The sequence below is a fragment of the Streptomyces sp. NPDC000134 genome (assembly GCF_042899225.1).
Classification (GTDB): Bacteria; Actinomycetota; Actinomycetes; order Streptomycetales; family Streptomycetaceae; genus Streptomyces.
Window position 1 is genome coordinate 59,986 of sequence record NZ_JBIAZN010000023.1, and the last position, 13,490, is coordinate 73,475.

Genomic DNA, 13,490 nt, shown 5'->3' on the forward strand with positions numbered 1-13,490 from the left:
CGGTTCGGCCGCTGTCGGCATCGTCCGCGCGTGCGACGGGTGCGCAGCGCCCTCTCGCCGGAGCTGGTGGCCCACGGCCAGCGACCGGAAAGTGGCGGGAGACCTCGATCGGGTATTCGTAAAGGTACCCATGGGTGCATACTCGAGGTATGGCTGACACCACCGTAAAGGTCGACTCCGCAACCAGGGACCGGTTCGCCGCGGTCGCCGCAGCCCGCGGGCAGAGCGTGCGGGCCTACCTGGCGGAGCTGGCCGTAGAGGAAGAGAACCAGATCAAGCTGAGCAAGGCGACGGCCGCGTTCCGCGAGGTCATCGGCCGGCCCGGCCTGGCCGAGGCGTTCGATGAGGCCTTCCCCGACGACGCCCCGGCCCGGCGAAACACCGCAGGGCGGGCGGCCTGACCTTTGGACCTGCATATCGACATCCGGTGGCTCCTTGACCGACAGGAGGAACTGCTCGGCAAGGAACTCGGGGTCCGGGACTACTCGGGCCTGGTGGCCGCCGTCGCCCGGCACCGGGTGAACACACCACAACTGGACGTGGGCGAACCCGACGCCTCCTGGCGGGCTGCCGCCCTGCTTGAGCAACTGGTGCTGCTGCGCCCGCTGCCGGCCCGCAACGCGTACTTCGCCTATGGCGTGGCGGTGGCATACCTCCGGGCATCCGGAGAGGACATCGACGACTCCTTCGAGCCCTGGCGAGACCTGATCACCGACATCCGCGCGCTGCGGCTCACCGTCTACGACATCGCCGACCGTCTGCGCTCCTTGCGCAGCACCGGGTGAACCGTACGGAACGGATAACCGGGGGCATCTGCCACCCAAGCCGAGGCGCCCTGGTGCGATAGCGGCGAGGGTCGCCGCCTCCCCGACGGCCTGCTGCGTCTGGGCGGGCCTGCGCCGCACGGGCTGGGCGCATCGGGGACTGCTCCACCGCCTCCATCGGGTGGGTACGGCCGGTGCCGGGCGGTCGCGTCGTCGGGGCGACCTCCTCCTGCGCGCAGGCTCCCTTGCCGGCCCCGTAGACGAACCGAGCCCGCAACCATGATCACCCCTGTTCCCGGGCGCCGGGCGTATGGGCGGGACAACGTCGTACGGGCCCGCTCATGGGGCCGAACGGCTGGCCCACAGTCCCAGTCCGGGGCCGAACGGCCGGTGAGCCGGTGAGGCGCTGGACGGCCTCCACCCGGCAGACGGCTGCCCGGGTCGGTCGCCGCGCGGGTGCTACGGAGCGGAGGCGAGCGGCAGCGTGCCGCGGTGCCCGCCCCGTGCCGCGGTGCCCGCCCCGTGCCGCGGTGCCCGCCCCGTGCCGCGGTGCCCGCCCCGTGCCGCGGTGCCCGCCCCGTGCCGCGGCCGGGTCCGTGACTGCGTCCGGGTGGTCCGCGGCCTCGCATGGCGGGGCGCGACGGTTCGCACGGCGCCGGGCCGCACCATGTCCGTGCACGGGCTCCAAGGCTTGCGGGCCCGTCACTCCGTTGGTCCGAGCAACCGCCGGGTACGTGGCACACCGACGGCAGCGGCTGGTGTGCCGTCACGCGCAACACACAGGAAGGTCTTTCCACCATGCCGAAGGTTCAGCAGCCCGTCACCGACGACAGCATCAAGGTGCGTCAGCTCAGCCACTACCAGTTCAGTTGGGTGGCCGGGGAACCCGGGAGGCGCGGCACCTTCACCCTGCAGCTCGTCCTGGACGAAGGTGCCTGGGAAGAGGTTCTCACCGTGGACGCCGAGGACGCCGACGTGCTGCAGGACCTGTTGGAGAACACCGCGACAGTGCATTATGACGTCTCCCGCCGCACGCTGATGTTCGGCGTCACCGCCACCGGTAGCTGACCTGATGCGAGCACCGGGCCCGGCCCCCACGTGATGCGTTGCGGCGGTGGATCGCCGTGTTGAGGGCGGTGGCGAAGGCGCACCACGCGGTGTACGGGACGAGGGCTCGGGCCGCCGTGGGGTCGACGCGGGCGGTGCGGCGGAGGAGTGAGGCGTTGCTGAGGTCGAGCGCCAGCGTGCCCGCCAGTCCCGCGCGGGTGCTGCGGCAGCGGTAGAACAGCCAGGTCCAGCCGGCGTTCAGGGCGAGGTTCACCCCGAAGTCGGCGGCGACGCGGGCGCGTTCAGGGCCGCGTGTCCGGCCGAGCGCGTGACCGCCGGCGAAGGCGACGGTGGCGTACAACGGGGTCCACACCGCGCCGAAGGCCCACGGCGGCGGCTGCCAGGATGGCTTGCGCAGGGACCGGTACCAGGCGCTGGCCGGGTCGACCGCCGCCGCACCGGCCGCCGCGGCGACGGTCACGGCAGCCGCGGCGGCGCCGTACCGCCGCCACCGTCCGCCGTGAGCCTCGTCCTCTTTGCCGAAGGTCATGTCCGTGCGCCTTCCCCGCCGCGGCCCGTATACGGTCACCGGCCGCTCACCGCGCCTCGCCGTTGACGTACTCGTTGAGTGCCTGGCCGGGGCGCAGGCGGGGCCGGGTGCCCTCGACGTGGAAGTCGCCGAAGCCGAGGACGGTGACGATCTCGCCGCGTCTGAGGCCGTCCGCGATGGTCCCGGGCACGGTGACCGTGCCGAACAGCGCGTCCACCACCCGTTCGACCTCCGCCGGGCCCAGTTCCTGCCCCGTCTCCGCGGTCTTGCGGACGGTCGCCTCGATCAGCGCGTTCTTGTCCGTGACGCTCCTTCGGATGCGGTACGGGTGTGGGCGAGGGGCATCAGTGCGTCAGGTGCCGGTCGGTGACGGCAGGCAGGTCCGGCGTCACCGAGCGGGCCCGCTGCCACATGCCGGCCGCCTGTACTGCGGGGCGCTGCTGCTCGCCGTGCAGGGCGTCGAGGGCGCCCAGGCAGCCGGTGAGGGCGGGCACCACCCCCTGGGCGCAGGCGAGGTGGCGCTGCGCCTTGCCGCTGTCCATGGAAGTACGCGGCGGCGTTCTCGGCCTCCCGGGGGTCGGCGGAGGCGGTGAGCGCGATCCTCTTGCCGAGGACCCGGGTGTAGGCGGTGGCGGCCAGGGCGGCGCCGGTGACGACGGTCTTGGCGACGGTGGAGGCGGCCACGCCCTGCTGGGCGGTGACGCGGGGCGCGTTCGCGGCGAGCAGCCCGCCGCTGCCGAACAGGTGCGCACCGATCGCGGTGGCGCTCACGGACGTCCACTTCGCCCAGCCGGTACTGGCGCTGCGGACGCCGGTGGCCCATATGCCGCCCTCGGCCCGCGCGGCGCCGTTGAACCCGACGGCGCCCACGAGGCACCCGCCGAACCCGACGGCCGGCCCGAGGTCGTGCAGGCTGCGCACCAGGGTCGTACGTTGGGCCATGGAGGCTCCTCGGAAGGCGGCTCGGGAGGCACGACGGACCCGCCCGTCGCCCTGCCCACCGTCCCCCACGCACTTCTGGGCCGCCATTCCGGCTGGTACGAACGGGCCCAGGGCCGGGTCAGCCCCAGAATCCAGGGTCAAGGCGCCTCCACGAACCACCAGGTCATCACCGACGCCGACACCCACCCGGCTGCCACCGTCGGCAAGGCGGTGCATCGCCCACCTGCATGATCTCGCCCCCGGCCGGTTGACCTGGAAGGCGAGCAGGGTAGTCGCCGGGCGTACCCGCCCCTGTTGAGCCGGCGCAGGCCCAGCCCGACCTCCAGAGCGCGGGCTTGGGCCTGGAGGCGGACAGGGTCGTAGTGGAGGTCCGACTTGTAGCCGTCCTCGCGGACGAGGGTCGGCTGCCCCGACGACGGAGGGCGGCGTCATGCAGGGGGGACGCTGACTCGCCAACCCCAGGGCTGTGCTCTCGGCAGCTTACGTGCCGAAGGTCCCGATGGGTGGCGACGAGACCTCCTTCAGACGAGGGCTCGGGGACGACTCCCGGACGTCCGGGGCAGGCATCGCCGTCTTGTCGGCCGCAGACGCTCTGCCCATACTCGGAGAACCCGCACACACGCTCGATGAAGGGAACGGTTCCGCATGCTCCCCTTACGCCGCCTGGCGGGAACGGCCCTGGCCGCAGCCGCCTTATCGCTGGCCGGAATGACTGCCTCCACCCCGGACGCCGTGGCTCACGAGGACCCGGTGCCCCCGACCTACTGGTGCTATGGCGCACTGTTCGACGCCGAAGCCGGCACGGTTTACGGCTGGGTTCCCTGCCTGGGACCGGCCAATCAGACAGGGCCGGGCTGGGTGAGGATTTCCGCCACCGTACTGCTCTGGTGCGACTCCGTCACCTACACCAACGGGGGTCCGCTCAGCCCCGTCCGCTTCGTTTCGGGCGCCGGATGCCGCCCAGCGGCGGCCGGGGAGCCCACCGGCTGAGTTCCGCTCCCACCGCCGCTCTCAATGGCAGAGGCGCCGGGGTGGGCGCGAGCGGGGAAGCCTTCGCGGGCTGCCGTGTCGCCGGCCGGTCCGTGGGTCCGTGCCGGGCAGGCCCCCTTGCGGCAGCCGGACCCCCACGCGGGCACTGTCACGTTGGCTGGCCGGTGGGTTGATCTTCTGGAGGGGGTCGCCCGGGGGCATCGGCGTCTGCGTCACACGGGTGCCGGGGAAGTGTCCGGAGACCAGGTCGGCGACCGGGGCACGCGGATCACCTGTTTCGCCACCAACACCGCCGACCGTCCCCCGTCCCATCACCACACTCCAGCTCCGTCACCGGCTGCGGGCCCGGGGCTGAGGACCGGATTCGGGCTGCCCGCGCAAGCGGACCGCGCAACCTGACCCTGCACGACACCGCGCAGAACAAGGTCTGGCTGGACATCGTCCAGCTCGCACTCGACCTGCTGGCCTGGATGCCCATGCTCGCCCTGGCCGGGAAAGCCCGGCTATGGGAACCCCGCCGGCTTCGACTCTGGCTCTCCTCCCCAGCCGCCCAACTCGTCGGGACCGGCAGACGTCGCCCGCTCTCCTACCGAAGCCTGGCTGACCGGCGGCTTTACGTCCCTACGAGGAGCGTCACCCCTACCGAAGCAGTCGAACCCGGCGCCCACTCGACGCGACACTCGGGCCGTCGGCCCGCCCGCCCTCAACCACCGCAAACGAAACGGTCCGCCGACCCCGTCGGCGGACCGCCAAGAAAGATCGAGGTCAGGCGTCGTTGTACAGCCATTCGCTGTAGCTGGTGCAGTCATCCGAGAAGACGCCGTCCACGCAGACCCTGAACCGAATCCTGCTGCCTTTCCCACCCTTGTTGTTGGTGGTGGAGTTCTCGTAGAAGTCTTTGTTGCACACGCCCCAGTTATAGGCGCCCAGGCTATTCCGGCACGCCCCGGAACGGTAACCGACCCAGCTCGAAGCGCTGTTCTTGAGTTGGTTCTCCCATTGCACGAACGTCTCTAGGCCGTCGGCCCCCTGATCTTGGACATAGAAGGCGTCGCCATATTTCTTGAAACAGCCCGCAGCCTGACTCGGCAAAACGCGGCAAAGATCCGATGCCTGGGCGGCGGCCGCAGAACTCGGGCTCGCGTAGTTGTCATCGTCTGCCGCCATGGCATAGGTGCTCATCAGGAGCACCGCCGATGCGGCAGCCGTCGCCGTGACCGCTACTCGCCATGCAAGTCCCTCCTGGTGCGTCGAAGTTGCACTCATCATGAGATCCGTCCCTCACGTCTGTGCATGTGAAAGACCCTGTAGTGAGGTAGGCGTGCCTTCGTGTCACCGATTTCACCGGGGCCGGGCATTGTTCAGCACGCGGTCACGGCGGCCGAACAATGGCCGGAGGTGATCTCTGTACGGGCCGGGGCAGCGGCTGGCGTAAGCGCTGCGCAGCGAGGTGGCCGGGGTCACTTATCGGGGGCCACGAGTGCAACCCGCCGGCCCGGCCCCATCCAGTGGTTCGCATGGTCGTCGAACTTGGTCCTCACCCAGGAATGGACCTGGACGCCACTTGGTAAGCCCTCCAGGAGCTGTGGGAGAACCGGGAGGCGGCGCTCGCCGCGCTGGAGCCCGGCGGGATCGGCGCGGCCTCCGTCCTGACGGTGGGCACCGCCGCGGACATGGTCCTCACCCGCGAGCGCCGGGAGCTGATGCGTGAGTGGGTCCAGCCGCTGCACGACGCGATCCACCGGCCGCTCGGACTGGCGGAGCAGACCGACCCGCGCCGCTACCCCCACGTCCCGAAGAACTTCAGCGACGACGACGCGGAGATACGCATCGATCTGCCCCGTCATCCGGGCTTCTCCCGCGACGCCGTCGCCGACCTCATCACCCAGAAGCTCGCCCTGGAGGGCGTGACAGTGCAACGTGGCAGCCATCTGATTGTCGCCCCTGACGATGTGCCCATCCTGGGAGCGCAAGTATGCGATGCTGCGGACCCAGGCCCTCAACGCCGTTAGAGCGGGGCCCTGTTGATCCCGTTCGTCAGGAGAGCAATGAGTACGGCATTGCAGTGGATCAAGTCCAGTTACAGTACCGAACAGGGCGGCGCCTGTCTGGAGATAGGGGCGGCCCCATCGGCTATCTGCATCAGGGACTCCAGGAATCCGCGCGGCGCGCACCGCACCCCCGCCCCCGCCACTCGGGCCGCCTTCCTGGCGCTCCCCCAGAAGCCCGGCGCCTGACCGGCACATGAGGTACTACGTCTACCTCTCCACCGCCAAGGTGGACATGCTGTACGGGCAGATCCCGCCCAAGCTGCTCAAGCGCCTCGCCGTCGAGGCGAAGGTCGACCTCAAGGTCCTCAGCCTGGCCGTACAGTCGCCGCGTACCGAGGCGAGCAGGTACGACCGGCTGGACATCGTCGAGTCGTACCTGGAGCGGGAGTTCGACGTCGGCTGGATGACGGAGCCCACCGCCTGGTTCCGGGGTGACCTTGCGCTGCGCATCGCCGGATACGGCCAGGTGAACAAGCCGACGCTGATGACGGGCCGCGACGGCGGCACCGTGGTCGCGCTCATCGGCTCCGCCCACCATCTGGTGGGCTACGAGGCGCCGCCGGAGATGGGCCGGATCGGCTTTTCGGGGTTGCCGTCGCTCTTCCGGCTGCTCCAGGACGCCCCTCCGGAGTGGGAGAGCCAGTTCAACGTGCGGTCGCTCGGCGGCCGGATGCCGAGCCGGGAAGGGGTGGCCCACGACGTGCTGCACGCGGCCGAAGGGCTGACGGTGCCGCCGGTGTACTGCGATTTCCTGGCGCGGCAGTTGATGCGTTCCACCGTGACGCGGGAGGACGGCGAGGAGCTGACGATCGTCGTCGGGACACCGCTGTACGTGGCGATGTCGGATCAGGTGCACGAGGGCGAGGGGGCCTGAGTGGAGCGGGCGGCGTCCATCTCCGACGTGATGCGCATGCGCATGGAGGGCGACGTGGCGGGGCTGTGCCGGGCCACGTGGTCAGAGAACCATGGCGCCGCCGTGTACGCCACCGCGATGCTGGGCAGCGCGGTACGCACACCGGAAGTCGTCAGGACACTGCACCTCTGCCTCACGCGTGGGGACGAGCCGCTCCCCGGACTGCACTGGCATGCCCTCGCGTCCCTGGGCAGGCTGCGCGCGGAGTCGGCCGTGCCGCTGCTGCTGCGTACCCTGGCCGAGTCCGACCACAGCCGCCGGCAACTGGACAAGGTGGCATGCGAAGCCCTGCTGGCCATCGGTGGACCGGAGGTCGTCCGCGGTCTCGTGGAGCTGTGCGAGCGGTTGCCGTCCGGCCGGGGGTACTGGACGGTACGGGTGCTCGACGCCCTTGCCACGCTGCGGGCCTCGGAGGCCGTGACGCCCCTCCTGGCCACGCTGTGGGAGCATCTGCCCGATCGCGCGGTACCCGTCGTGCGCACACTCGGCGCGATCGGGGACCCGCGGGCCGCCTCCGCCCTGCTCGTCCTCGCGCACTCCTCCGCATCGGACACCCACCTGCGCCGCGCCGCGGTCGAGGCGCTGCACGCGCTGCCCGCCGTCGGGTGGCCGCCGCCGCACCGCCACCCGGCCGTCGAGCGACTCCTCCACACCCCCCAGCGCGACCCGGACCCCGGCACGGCGCGCCTCGCGACGGCCCTGCTCGCCAGGACCGAGGACGGCCGGGCCCACCTGTGGGACGTGTTGCGCGGCGCGGCGGAGCAGGGCGGCCCCGGCTGCCCGACCCACGCCGTGGCGGCGGTCTGCGCCCACATCGCGGCGGAACCCGGCCTCTTCGCCGTAGCGGACCACGGCGAACACCATGCCCTGCTCACGCACCTTCTGCGCGCGGCACCGGCACCGGCCGTGCGCCGCGCCGCCGCCGGGGCGCTCGCCGCGTCCGCGGGGGCCGGGGCGGCCGGTGCGCTGGTGGCGGCGCTGGGCGACGCGCACATCGGCGACACGGTGGCGGACCTCGTGGCCGCGCTGCCGGAGCCGGTGCTGTCCGAGCTGGTAGACCTGTTCACGCGCCCCGGCGAATCCGTCGCCCTGCGGCGCGGTGTGGCGCGAGTGCTGGGCCTCGCCGGACGCACGGACGCGGCCCCGGTGCTCCATTCGGCCCTGGCGGACGACACGGCTGCGGTCGGGGTACGCGCCTGCGCCGCCGACGCGCTCGGCGCCCTGCGGCACGCGGCCGCCGCCCCCCTCCTCGCGGCCCTGGCCACGGACGAGGAGCAGCCCGGCACCCTGCGGGCGCACGCCGTGCGGGCCCTCGGCTCGATCGGTGCGCCGGACATGCTGCCGGTGGTGCTCGCCTGCGCGCGGTCGCCGCACGAGGCGGTGCGGGGACGGGCGGTCGTGGCCCTGGGCGCGTTCCCGGTACCGGAAGCCGCCCGCGCGCTCGGGGAGTTCGTGACGCCCGGCGCCGAGCCGGACCTCGCGCGTGCCGCCGTGCGGGCGCTGCGGGAGATCGGCGGCCCGGCGCTGGCGGTCCTCGTCCGGCTCGCCGCCGGCGCGGACGGCCTGCCCGAGGACGTGGGTCACCGGCTCGTCGGGGCGCTCGCCGCCCACCCCGGGGCGGAGGCGACCGGGGCGCTGCTCGGGCTCGCCACGGCGCCGCCGCCGGACCGGAGGGACGGGACGACGTACGTGACCTCCGGTGAGTGCCGGTTGTCCAGATCGGCCCCGGCCCGGGAGGCGGCGTCCCTCGCGCTCGTCGAACGCGGCTCGGCGCGGGACCTCACTCCCCTGACGGCCCTCCTCGGCCCCGACTCCTGGTTCGGCGCCCAAGAGCCCGCCGTACAGGCCCTGTTGCGGATCGGCACCGAAGCGGCGCACGAACACGTGCTGGCGTTCTGCTACGCGACGAAGGACTTCCACACCTGGCACGTCGGCGCCCTGGACGCCGTCGCCGCGGCGCGCGGGGTCCGGCTCGGCCCCTGAGGCGCTGATGACCATGCCGACAAAGACGCCTGTTCCGAGGAGGAAAGCCGCGTGATCGACGCGGCCGACGCCTGCCTCGCCGTCATCGCGGCGGCCAGGAGCAAGCACCTGAACACCCTCCTCGACGACCTTGACCGACTTCCCCCCCCCGGCCCGGACCCGGACGTACCGCGGATCAAGGTCCGTGAGCCGCTTCGGGCAGCGAGCGAGGCCGGCAGTATCGGGCCGCATCGCCAGGCAGAGGTCGAGGCATGCAGGGAGCGGGTACGTCACACCGCAAACAGGCAGACGGTCGCGTCAACCGCCACCACCGCCACGGCCCTCGGTCCGCCCCTCGGTTTCGCGCCCCGGCTCGCCCTGTCCGTCGCCGGCGGTCAGCTCCGAACGTGCAGCCCGAAACCCGTGCGGCCCGCGGGCTCCAGTCCCTCCTTCAGGTGCAGCGAGGGGATCTCGTAGTCGCCGAAGTTCTGCCGCCGGAACGCGATCGGCTCGGTCGACTCCAGGGTGAGCAGGCGCTGCTCCCAGGCCTTGGCGACGTCCCGGTAACCCTCGCTGGTCATCCGGTCGGTGCCGTACAGCACGAACGGGGGCAGCACCTCGATGCCCGGGTAGTAGAGGATGCCGTGGTGGATCGGGAACAGCAGATCGTCGATGGGGCCGTTGATCCCGCGGGCGGCGTAGTGCGACTGCGGGCCGCCGGCGGTCACTGACAGCAGGGCCCTCCTGCCCGCGAGGGTGCCTTCGCCGAAGCGCTCACCGTACTTGGTATCGCTGTGCTCGCCGACGCCGTACGCGAAGTGGAAGGTGAACACCCGGTCCACCCAGCCCTTGAGGATCGCGGGCATCGAGTACCACCACAGCGGGAACTGGAAAATGATCGTTTCGGCCCATAGCAGCTTCTCCTGCTCGGCGTGGACGTCCGGGGTGAGCGTCCCGGCGTCGAAGGCCCGGCCCGAGTCCAGGGCGACCTTCAACGGAGTCGAGGCGTGGGGGCCGTAGTCCGCGGCGTCCACGGCCGCCTTCCAGTTCATCGCGTACAGATCGCTCACCCGTACCTCGTGCCCGGCGCTCTCCAACGTGGACACCGCGAGGTCTTTCAGCGAGCCGTTGAGCGACTTCGGCTCCGGGTGGGCATAGACGATCAGCGTCTTCATGGGAACTCCTTCGGATCGGATGCCTTCCATCCTGGACACCACGGCACCCCGCGTTCAGGGGCTCCTGTTCCGTCGGACGGGACTTCCTGGTACCGGCAGGACCACCTTCACGGACACCACCGAGGCGATACTGGGGGCATGGACGATCTTGCGGGTTTCCTGCGGACCCGGCGTTCCCGGGTCGACCCGGCGACCGCCGGTATCCCCACCGACAGCCGCCGCCGGGTCCAAGGGCTGCGCCGCGAAGAGGTCGCGCACCTGTCCGGAGTCAGCGTCGACTACTACGTACGCCTGGAACAGGGCCGCGCGACCCAGCCCTCCGAGCAGGTCCTCGACGCCCTCGCCCACGTCCTCGGCCTCGACGACACCGAACGCGGGCACCTCTACCGGCTCGCTCGGCAGCGCCGCCGCCGCGCGAAGGCACCGGGTGGGCGGGTCCGGCCCGAGCTGCTGCGCGTCCTCGACCTGGTCGCCGACGGACCCGCGCTGATCACGAACCACCGCTTGGACGTGCTCGCCGGGAACCGCCTTGCCGGGCTCCTCTACGGCCGGTCGATGCCGGGCCTGAACACCGCCCGGCACATCTTCCTGGAGGAGGCCGAGCGCGGCCTTTACGCGGACTGGGAGACGTGCACCCTCGACGTGGTCGGACATCTGCGCCTGGCCGCCGGCAAGTACCCCGAGGACCCCCGCCTGGCCTCGCTCATCGGCGAGCTGGCGATGGGCAGCGAGCGCTTCCGCCGTCTGTGGGCCCGTGCGGACGTGCGCGCTCGTACATATGGACGCAAGGCATACCGGCACCCGTTGATCGGGCTGCTGGAACTGCACCAGGAGAACTTCATCCTGCCGAACGAATCAGGCATGGAGCTGGTGGTGCTGTCCGCGACCCCCGGCAGCCCCGCCGAGGACGGGCTGCGCCTGCTCGCAGACCTGGGCGCGGCCGGCGGTGACGCGCATCCCACAGTGAACGCTCAGGTCCGCGAGTAACGCGCCGCCGCCCACTCACCGCCCGGAACCCCTCAGCGCTGACGGCTTTCCGCTCCCCGGACTGCTTCGCGGCCGATGGCATGTTCCTTTCCGGCAAAGAAGCCGGCTCAAGCACCGCGTTGTGCATCTCCTGGGCCGCTGCCTGTTCAAGATCCTCGCTAGTGGCCCCGGACATGGGCTGCGCTCCCTTCCGCGGCTTGGAAGCGCCGGAGGACTGCGACGAGGACGAGCGAATCGCACTTCAGACAAGCAGGACCAACGTTTGCTGTCACGAAGACTAAATGGAGCTTTTCGTTCCGAGCGACGATGCTGGACCTCACGGATCGTGATCGCTGCCGTTGCCCGGCCGCGGAGGTCGCCGGGCGGCGGGCCGCCGTGCCGCCCGCCCCGGCCCAGGGGCCGCTGACGCTTCAGAATCAGGCGCTCCCCGGGCGTCGCGCGTCAAGGACGGGCGCGCCGACTCGGCCGCCGGGGCGCATCTGCTCACCGAGACGCAGCAGACCTTCGGCGGCTCGATCACCTGGGGCATCCGGCGACCGAAGCCCCCTGCCCGGCCCGCTCGACGAGCGGACCCTCGCCGGCCAGGGCAAGGCCGTGACCTGGATGCGGAGCCCCGACCTCGGGTTCGGCGCGGGGTGGGCCCGGCCGAGGCGGGACTGCAGCGAGGGACCCTCGGTCCGCCCGCTCGGCGGTACGCCCGGAGGAGACGGACAGTGCCCGTGGAACACACAGTTGGCCGCGGCCCTGCCCTGCTTCGACGACATCCCGCTGCGGATGCTGCCGGGGCCCTGCTGGGCGCACTTCCCCGGTGCGCGAACCCGGCACCCATCGACGCCTCAACAGAAACCGTATCCGGCCAAGTTCGAGCGGACTCATCAAGGCGGTGAACAGGGCGGTGGGCTCACCGGACCCCTTCTGACGTGGTGGTCACACGGTGCAGCTCCCTGACGGAAACTCGCTCATTGCTCACGGTTGTCGAGCGGTTGTGTGATAAGCCTCCCTCGCGGGAGGCGTTCCTGTGTTTCCCGCCCTCCCGCGGATGCAACTCGCCTGGTCCGTAAACCGGGCCGCGTGACCGGTTTTTTCTCCCCCGCTTATTCGTTGCGGGTATCCGGATCGTGGACTAGTTTGCGGGGAGCGCAACTTGAGCCGAATTCGCCCTGTGTGGCATTCACAGGACGTGCTGAAGTGGAACCAGGGAAGGTTGAGTGTTCCAACAAGGTGCCACGCGCGACACGTCACAATCCGAAGCAGACGACCTTGAGATCGCCATTGCGGATGATCTCGAAGACGCCCGAATCGAGGCGCGGGAAAAGGAAGCCACGCGGCGGCCACGCATACGCAGTCGCGGCGGTCTCGGCCTTCTGGCACCGGTCCTGCTCGGATTGTTCCTCGTCGCCCTGTGGGATGCCGTAACCCGTTGGGGAGTCGTCTCCACCTTCTTCCTGCCCACTCCCTATTCCATTGCGAAGGAGCTGGTAAGCCAACTGCGGGACGGTTTCCTGCTCGACTACGTCGCGCGGACCGTGACCGAGAGCATCGCAGGCAGCGCGCTGGGCCTGGCCGTCGCTCTTCCGCTCGCCTACCTCATCGCCCGCAACCGCGTGGCCGCCGCCGCGCTGCAACCATATGTGGCCGCCTCCCAGGCGGTGCCCGCGGTGGCGCTCGCCCCGCTGCTCGCCCTGTGGTTCGGCTACGGGTTGCTGCCCATCGCCGTGCTGTGCGCCCTGCTGGTGTTCTTCCCGATCTTGGTCAGCACGGTTCTGGGGCTGCGGCAGATCGACCCCGACATCATGAACGCGGCACGTGTCGACGGAGTGGGCCGTGCGCAGATGCTGCGGTACATCGAGTGGCCACTCGCCCTGCCGGGCACCCTCGCGGGCATCCGGGCCGGGCTCACCCTCTCGATCACCGGAGCCGTCGTCGGCGAGTTCGTGGTCGGCGGCGACGGACTCGGCCAACTGCTCACCGTCCAGCGCAGCGAGGCGGACACCGTCGGCCTCTTCGCCACCCTGCTTGTCCTGACCCTGCTCGCCGCCTGCCTCTACGGCCTGATGCTGCTGCTGGAGCGGTGGGCCCGCTGGTGACCGACCCGCACCACACACCTGA

General features: G+C 71.2%; 15 protein-coding genes and 1 pseudogene. 10 read left to right on the top strand and 6 right to left on the bottom strand.

Annotated elements, in window-relative coordinates; genetic code table 11:
• Positions 1–149: 149 nt before the first annotated feature.
• From ACFY32_RS28570 to ACFY32_RS28580, 3 genes are all read left to right on the top strand, one after another.
• Positions 150–401, top strand: a complete 252-nt coding sequence (locus ACFY32_RS28570) for an antitoxin MazE7 (RefSeq protein WP_390675707.1) — start codon at positions 150–152, stop codon at positions 399–401.
• Between the two features lie 3 nt (positions 402–404).
• A complete protein-coding gene (locus tag ACFY32_RS28575; RefSeq protein WP_390675708.1) occupies positions 405–785 on the top strand; it encodes a toxin Doc in 381 nt (126 codons plus the stop codon).
• A 777-nt stretch (positions 786–1,562) separates the two neighbouring features.
• Positions 1,563–1,832 (top strand): hypothetical protein, encoded by a 270-nt coding sequence (locus ACFY32_RS28580; RefSeq protein WP_390675709.1) that lies wholly within the window; start codon positions 1,563–1,565, stop codon positions 1,830–1,832.
• On the opposite strand, the gene ACFY32_RS28585 is transcribed toward ACFY32_RS28580, so the two are convergent.
• The 3 genes from ACFY32_RS28585 to ACFY32_RS28595 form a co-directional block, all read right to left on the bottom strand.
• Positions 1,813–2,361 (bottom strand): TspO/MBR family protein, encoded by a 549-nt coding sequence (locus ACFY32_RS28585; protein WP_390675710.1) that lies wholly within the window; start codon positions 2,359–2,361, stop codon positions 1,813–1,815. The genes ACFY32_RS28580 and ACFY32_RS28585 overlap by 20 nt on opposite strands.
• Positions 2,362–2,407: 46 nt before the next feature.
• A complete protein-coding gene (locus tag ACFY32_RS28590) occupies positions 2,408–2,581 on the bottom strand; it encodes a hypothetical protein (RefSeq protein ID WP_390675711.1) in 174 nt (57 codons plus the stop codon).
• Between the two features lie 124 nt (positions 2,582–2,705).
• A complete protein-coding gene (locus tag ACFY32_RS28595; RefSeq protein WP_390675712.1) occupies positions 2,706–2,903 on the bottom strand; it encodes a hypothetical protein in 198 nt (65 codons plus the stop codon).
• 1,468 nt (positions 2,904–4,371) lie between these two features.
• On the opposite strand from ACFY32_RS28595, the pseudogene ACFY32_RS28600 reads away from it, so the two are divergent.
• Positions 4,372–4,877, top strand: a pseudogene (locus ACFY32_RS28600) (transposase); the annotation flags it as partial.
• A 181-nt stretch (positions 4,878–5,058) separates the two neighbouring features.
• Here the strand turns inward: ACFY32_RS28600 and ACFY32_RS28605 are convergent.
• Positions 5,059–5,475: a hypothetical protein gene (locus tag ACFY32_RS28605; protein ID WP_390675713.1), complete on the bottom strand. Its 417-nt coding sequence runs from the start codon at positions 5,473–5,475 to the stop codon at positions 5,059–5,061.
• A gap of 473 nt (positions 5,476–5,948) precedes the next feature.
• Between ACFY32_RS28605 and ACFY32_RS28610 the strand changes: the two genes are divergently transcribed.
• From ACFY32_RS28610 to ACFY32_RS28625, 4 genes are read left to right on the top strand one after another with little or no spacing between them, the layout of a single operon-like run.
• Positions 5,949–6,305, top strand: a complete 357-nt coding sequence (locus ACFY32_RS28610) for a hypothetical protein (protein WP_390675714.1) — start codon at positions 5,949–5,951, stop codon at positions 6,303–6,305.
• Between the two features lie 36 nt (positions 6,306–6,341).
• On the top strand, positions 6,342–6,530 hold the full coding sequence (locus ACFY32_RS28615) for a DUF397 domain-containing protein (RefSeq protein WP_390675715.1): 189 nt from the start codon (positions 6,342–6,344) through the stop codon (positions 6,528–6,530).
• Positions 6,531–6,537: 7 nt separating this feature from the next.
• Entirely contained in the window at positions 6,538–7,218 is a 681-nt protein-coding gene (locus ACFY32_RS28620) for a DUF7019 family protein (RefSeq protein ID WP_390675716.1), read from the top strand.
• Positions 7,219–9,240 carry a HEAT repeat domain-containing protein gene (locus tag ACFY32_RS28625; protein ID WP_390675717.1) on the top strand — a complete coding sequence of 674 codons (2,022 nt, stop codon included), beginning with the start codon at positions 7,219–7,221 and terminating at the stop codon, positions 9,238–9,240.
• Positions 9,241–9,614: 374 nt separating this feature from the next.
• On the opposite strand, the gene ACFY32_RS28630 is transcribed toward ACFY32_RS28625, so the two are convergent.
• Complete coding sequence (locus ACFY32_RS28630) at positions 9,615–10,394, bottom strand: NAD(P)H-dependent oxidoreductase (RefSeq protein WP_390675718.1); 780 nt, start codon at positions 10,392–10,394, stop codon at positions 9,615–9,617.
• A 138-nt stretch (positions 10,395–10,532) separates the two neighbouring features.
• On the opposite strand from ACFY32_RS28630, the gene ACFY32_RS28635 reads away from it, so the two are divergent.
• Positions 10,533–11,381: a helix-turn-helix transcriptional regulator gene (locus ACFY32_RS28635; protein ID WP_390675719.1), complete on the top strand. Its 849-nt coding sequence runs from the start codon at positions 10,533–10,535 to the stop codon at positions 11,379–11,381.
• Positions 11,382–12,619: 1,238 nt separating this feature from the next.
• Here the strand turns inward: ACFY32_RS28635 and ACFY32_RS28640 are convergent.
• The gene (locus ACFY32_RS28640) at positions 12,620–12,868 is read right to left on the bottom strand and encodes a hypothetical protein (protein WP_390675720.1); all 249 of its coding nucleotides are present in this window, start codon (positions 12,866–12,868) and stop codon (positions 12,620–12,622) included.
• Between the two features lie 39 nt (positions 12,869–12,907).
• On the opposite strand from ACFY32_RS28640, the gene ribX reads away from it, so the two are divergent.
• Complete coding sequence (gene ribX / locus ACFY32_RS28645) at positions 12,908–13,468, top strand: riboflavin ABC transporter permease RibX (RefSeq protein ID WP_390675721.1); 561 nt, start codon at positions 12,908–12,910, stop codon at positions 13,466–13,468.
• Positions 13,469–13,490: the final 22 nt, after the last annotated feature.

Bases quoted from the DNA above. Each gene is read 5' to 3' on its own strand.
- ACFY32_RS28570 (WP_390675707.1), top strand. From the start codon at position 150: ATGGCTGACACCACCGTAAAGGTCGACTCCGCAACCAGGGACCGGTTC.
- ACFY32_RS28580 (WP_390675709.1), top strand. From the start codon at position 1,563: ATGCCGAAGGTTCAGCAGCCCGTCACCGACGACAGCATCAAGGTGCGT.
- ACFY32_RS28585 (WP_390675710.1), bottom strand. From the start codon at position 2,361: ATGACCTTCGGCAAAGAGGACGAGGCTCACGGCGGACGGTGGCGGCGG.
- ACFY32_RS28595 (WP_390675712.1), bottom strand. From the start codon at position 2,903: ATGGACAGCGGCAAGGCGCAGCGCCACCTCGCCTGCGCCCAGGGGGTG.
- ACFY32_RS28605 (WP_390675713.1), bottom strand. From the start codon at position 5,475: ATGAGCACCTATGCCATGGCGGCAGACGATGACAACTACGCGAGCCCG.
- ACFY32_RS28615 (WP_390675715.1), top strand. From the start codon at position 6,342: ATGAGTACGGCATTGCAGTGGATCAAGTCCAGTTACAGTACCGAACAG.
- ACFY32_RS28620 (WP_390675716.1), top strand. From the start codon at position 6,538: ATGAGGTACTACGTCTACCTCTCCACCGCCAAGGTGGACATGCTGTAC.
- ACFY32_RS28630 (WP_390675718.1), bottom strand. From the start codon at position 10,394: ATGAAGACGCTGATCGTCTATGCCCACCCGGAGCCGAAGTCGCTCAAC.
- ACFY32_RS28635 (WP_390675719.1), top strand. From the start codon at position 10,533: ATGGACGATCTTGCGGGTTTCCTGCGGACCCGGCGTTCCCGGGTCGAC.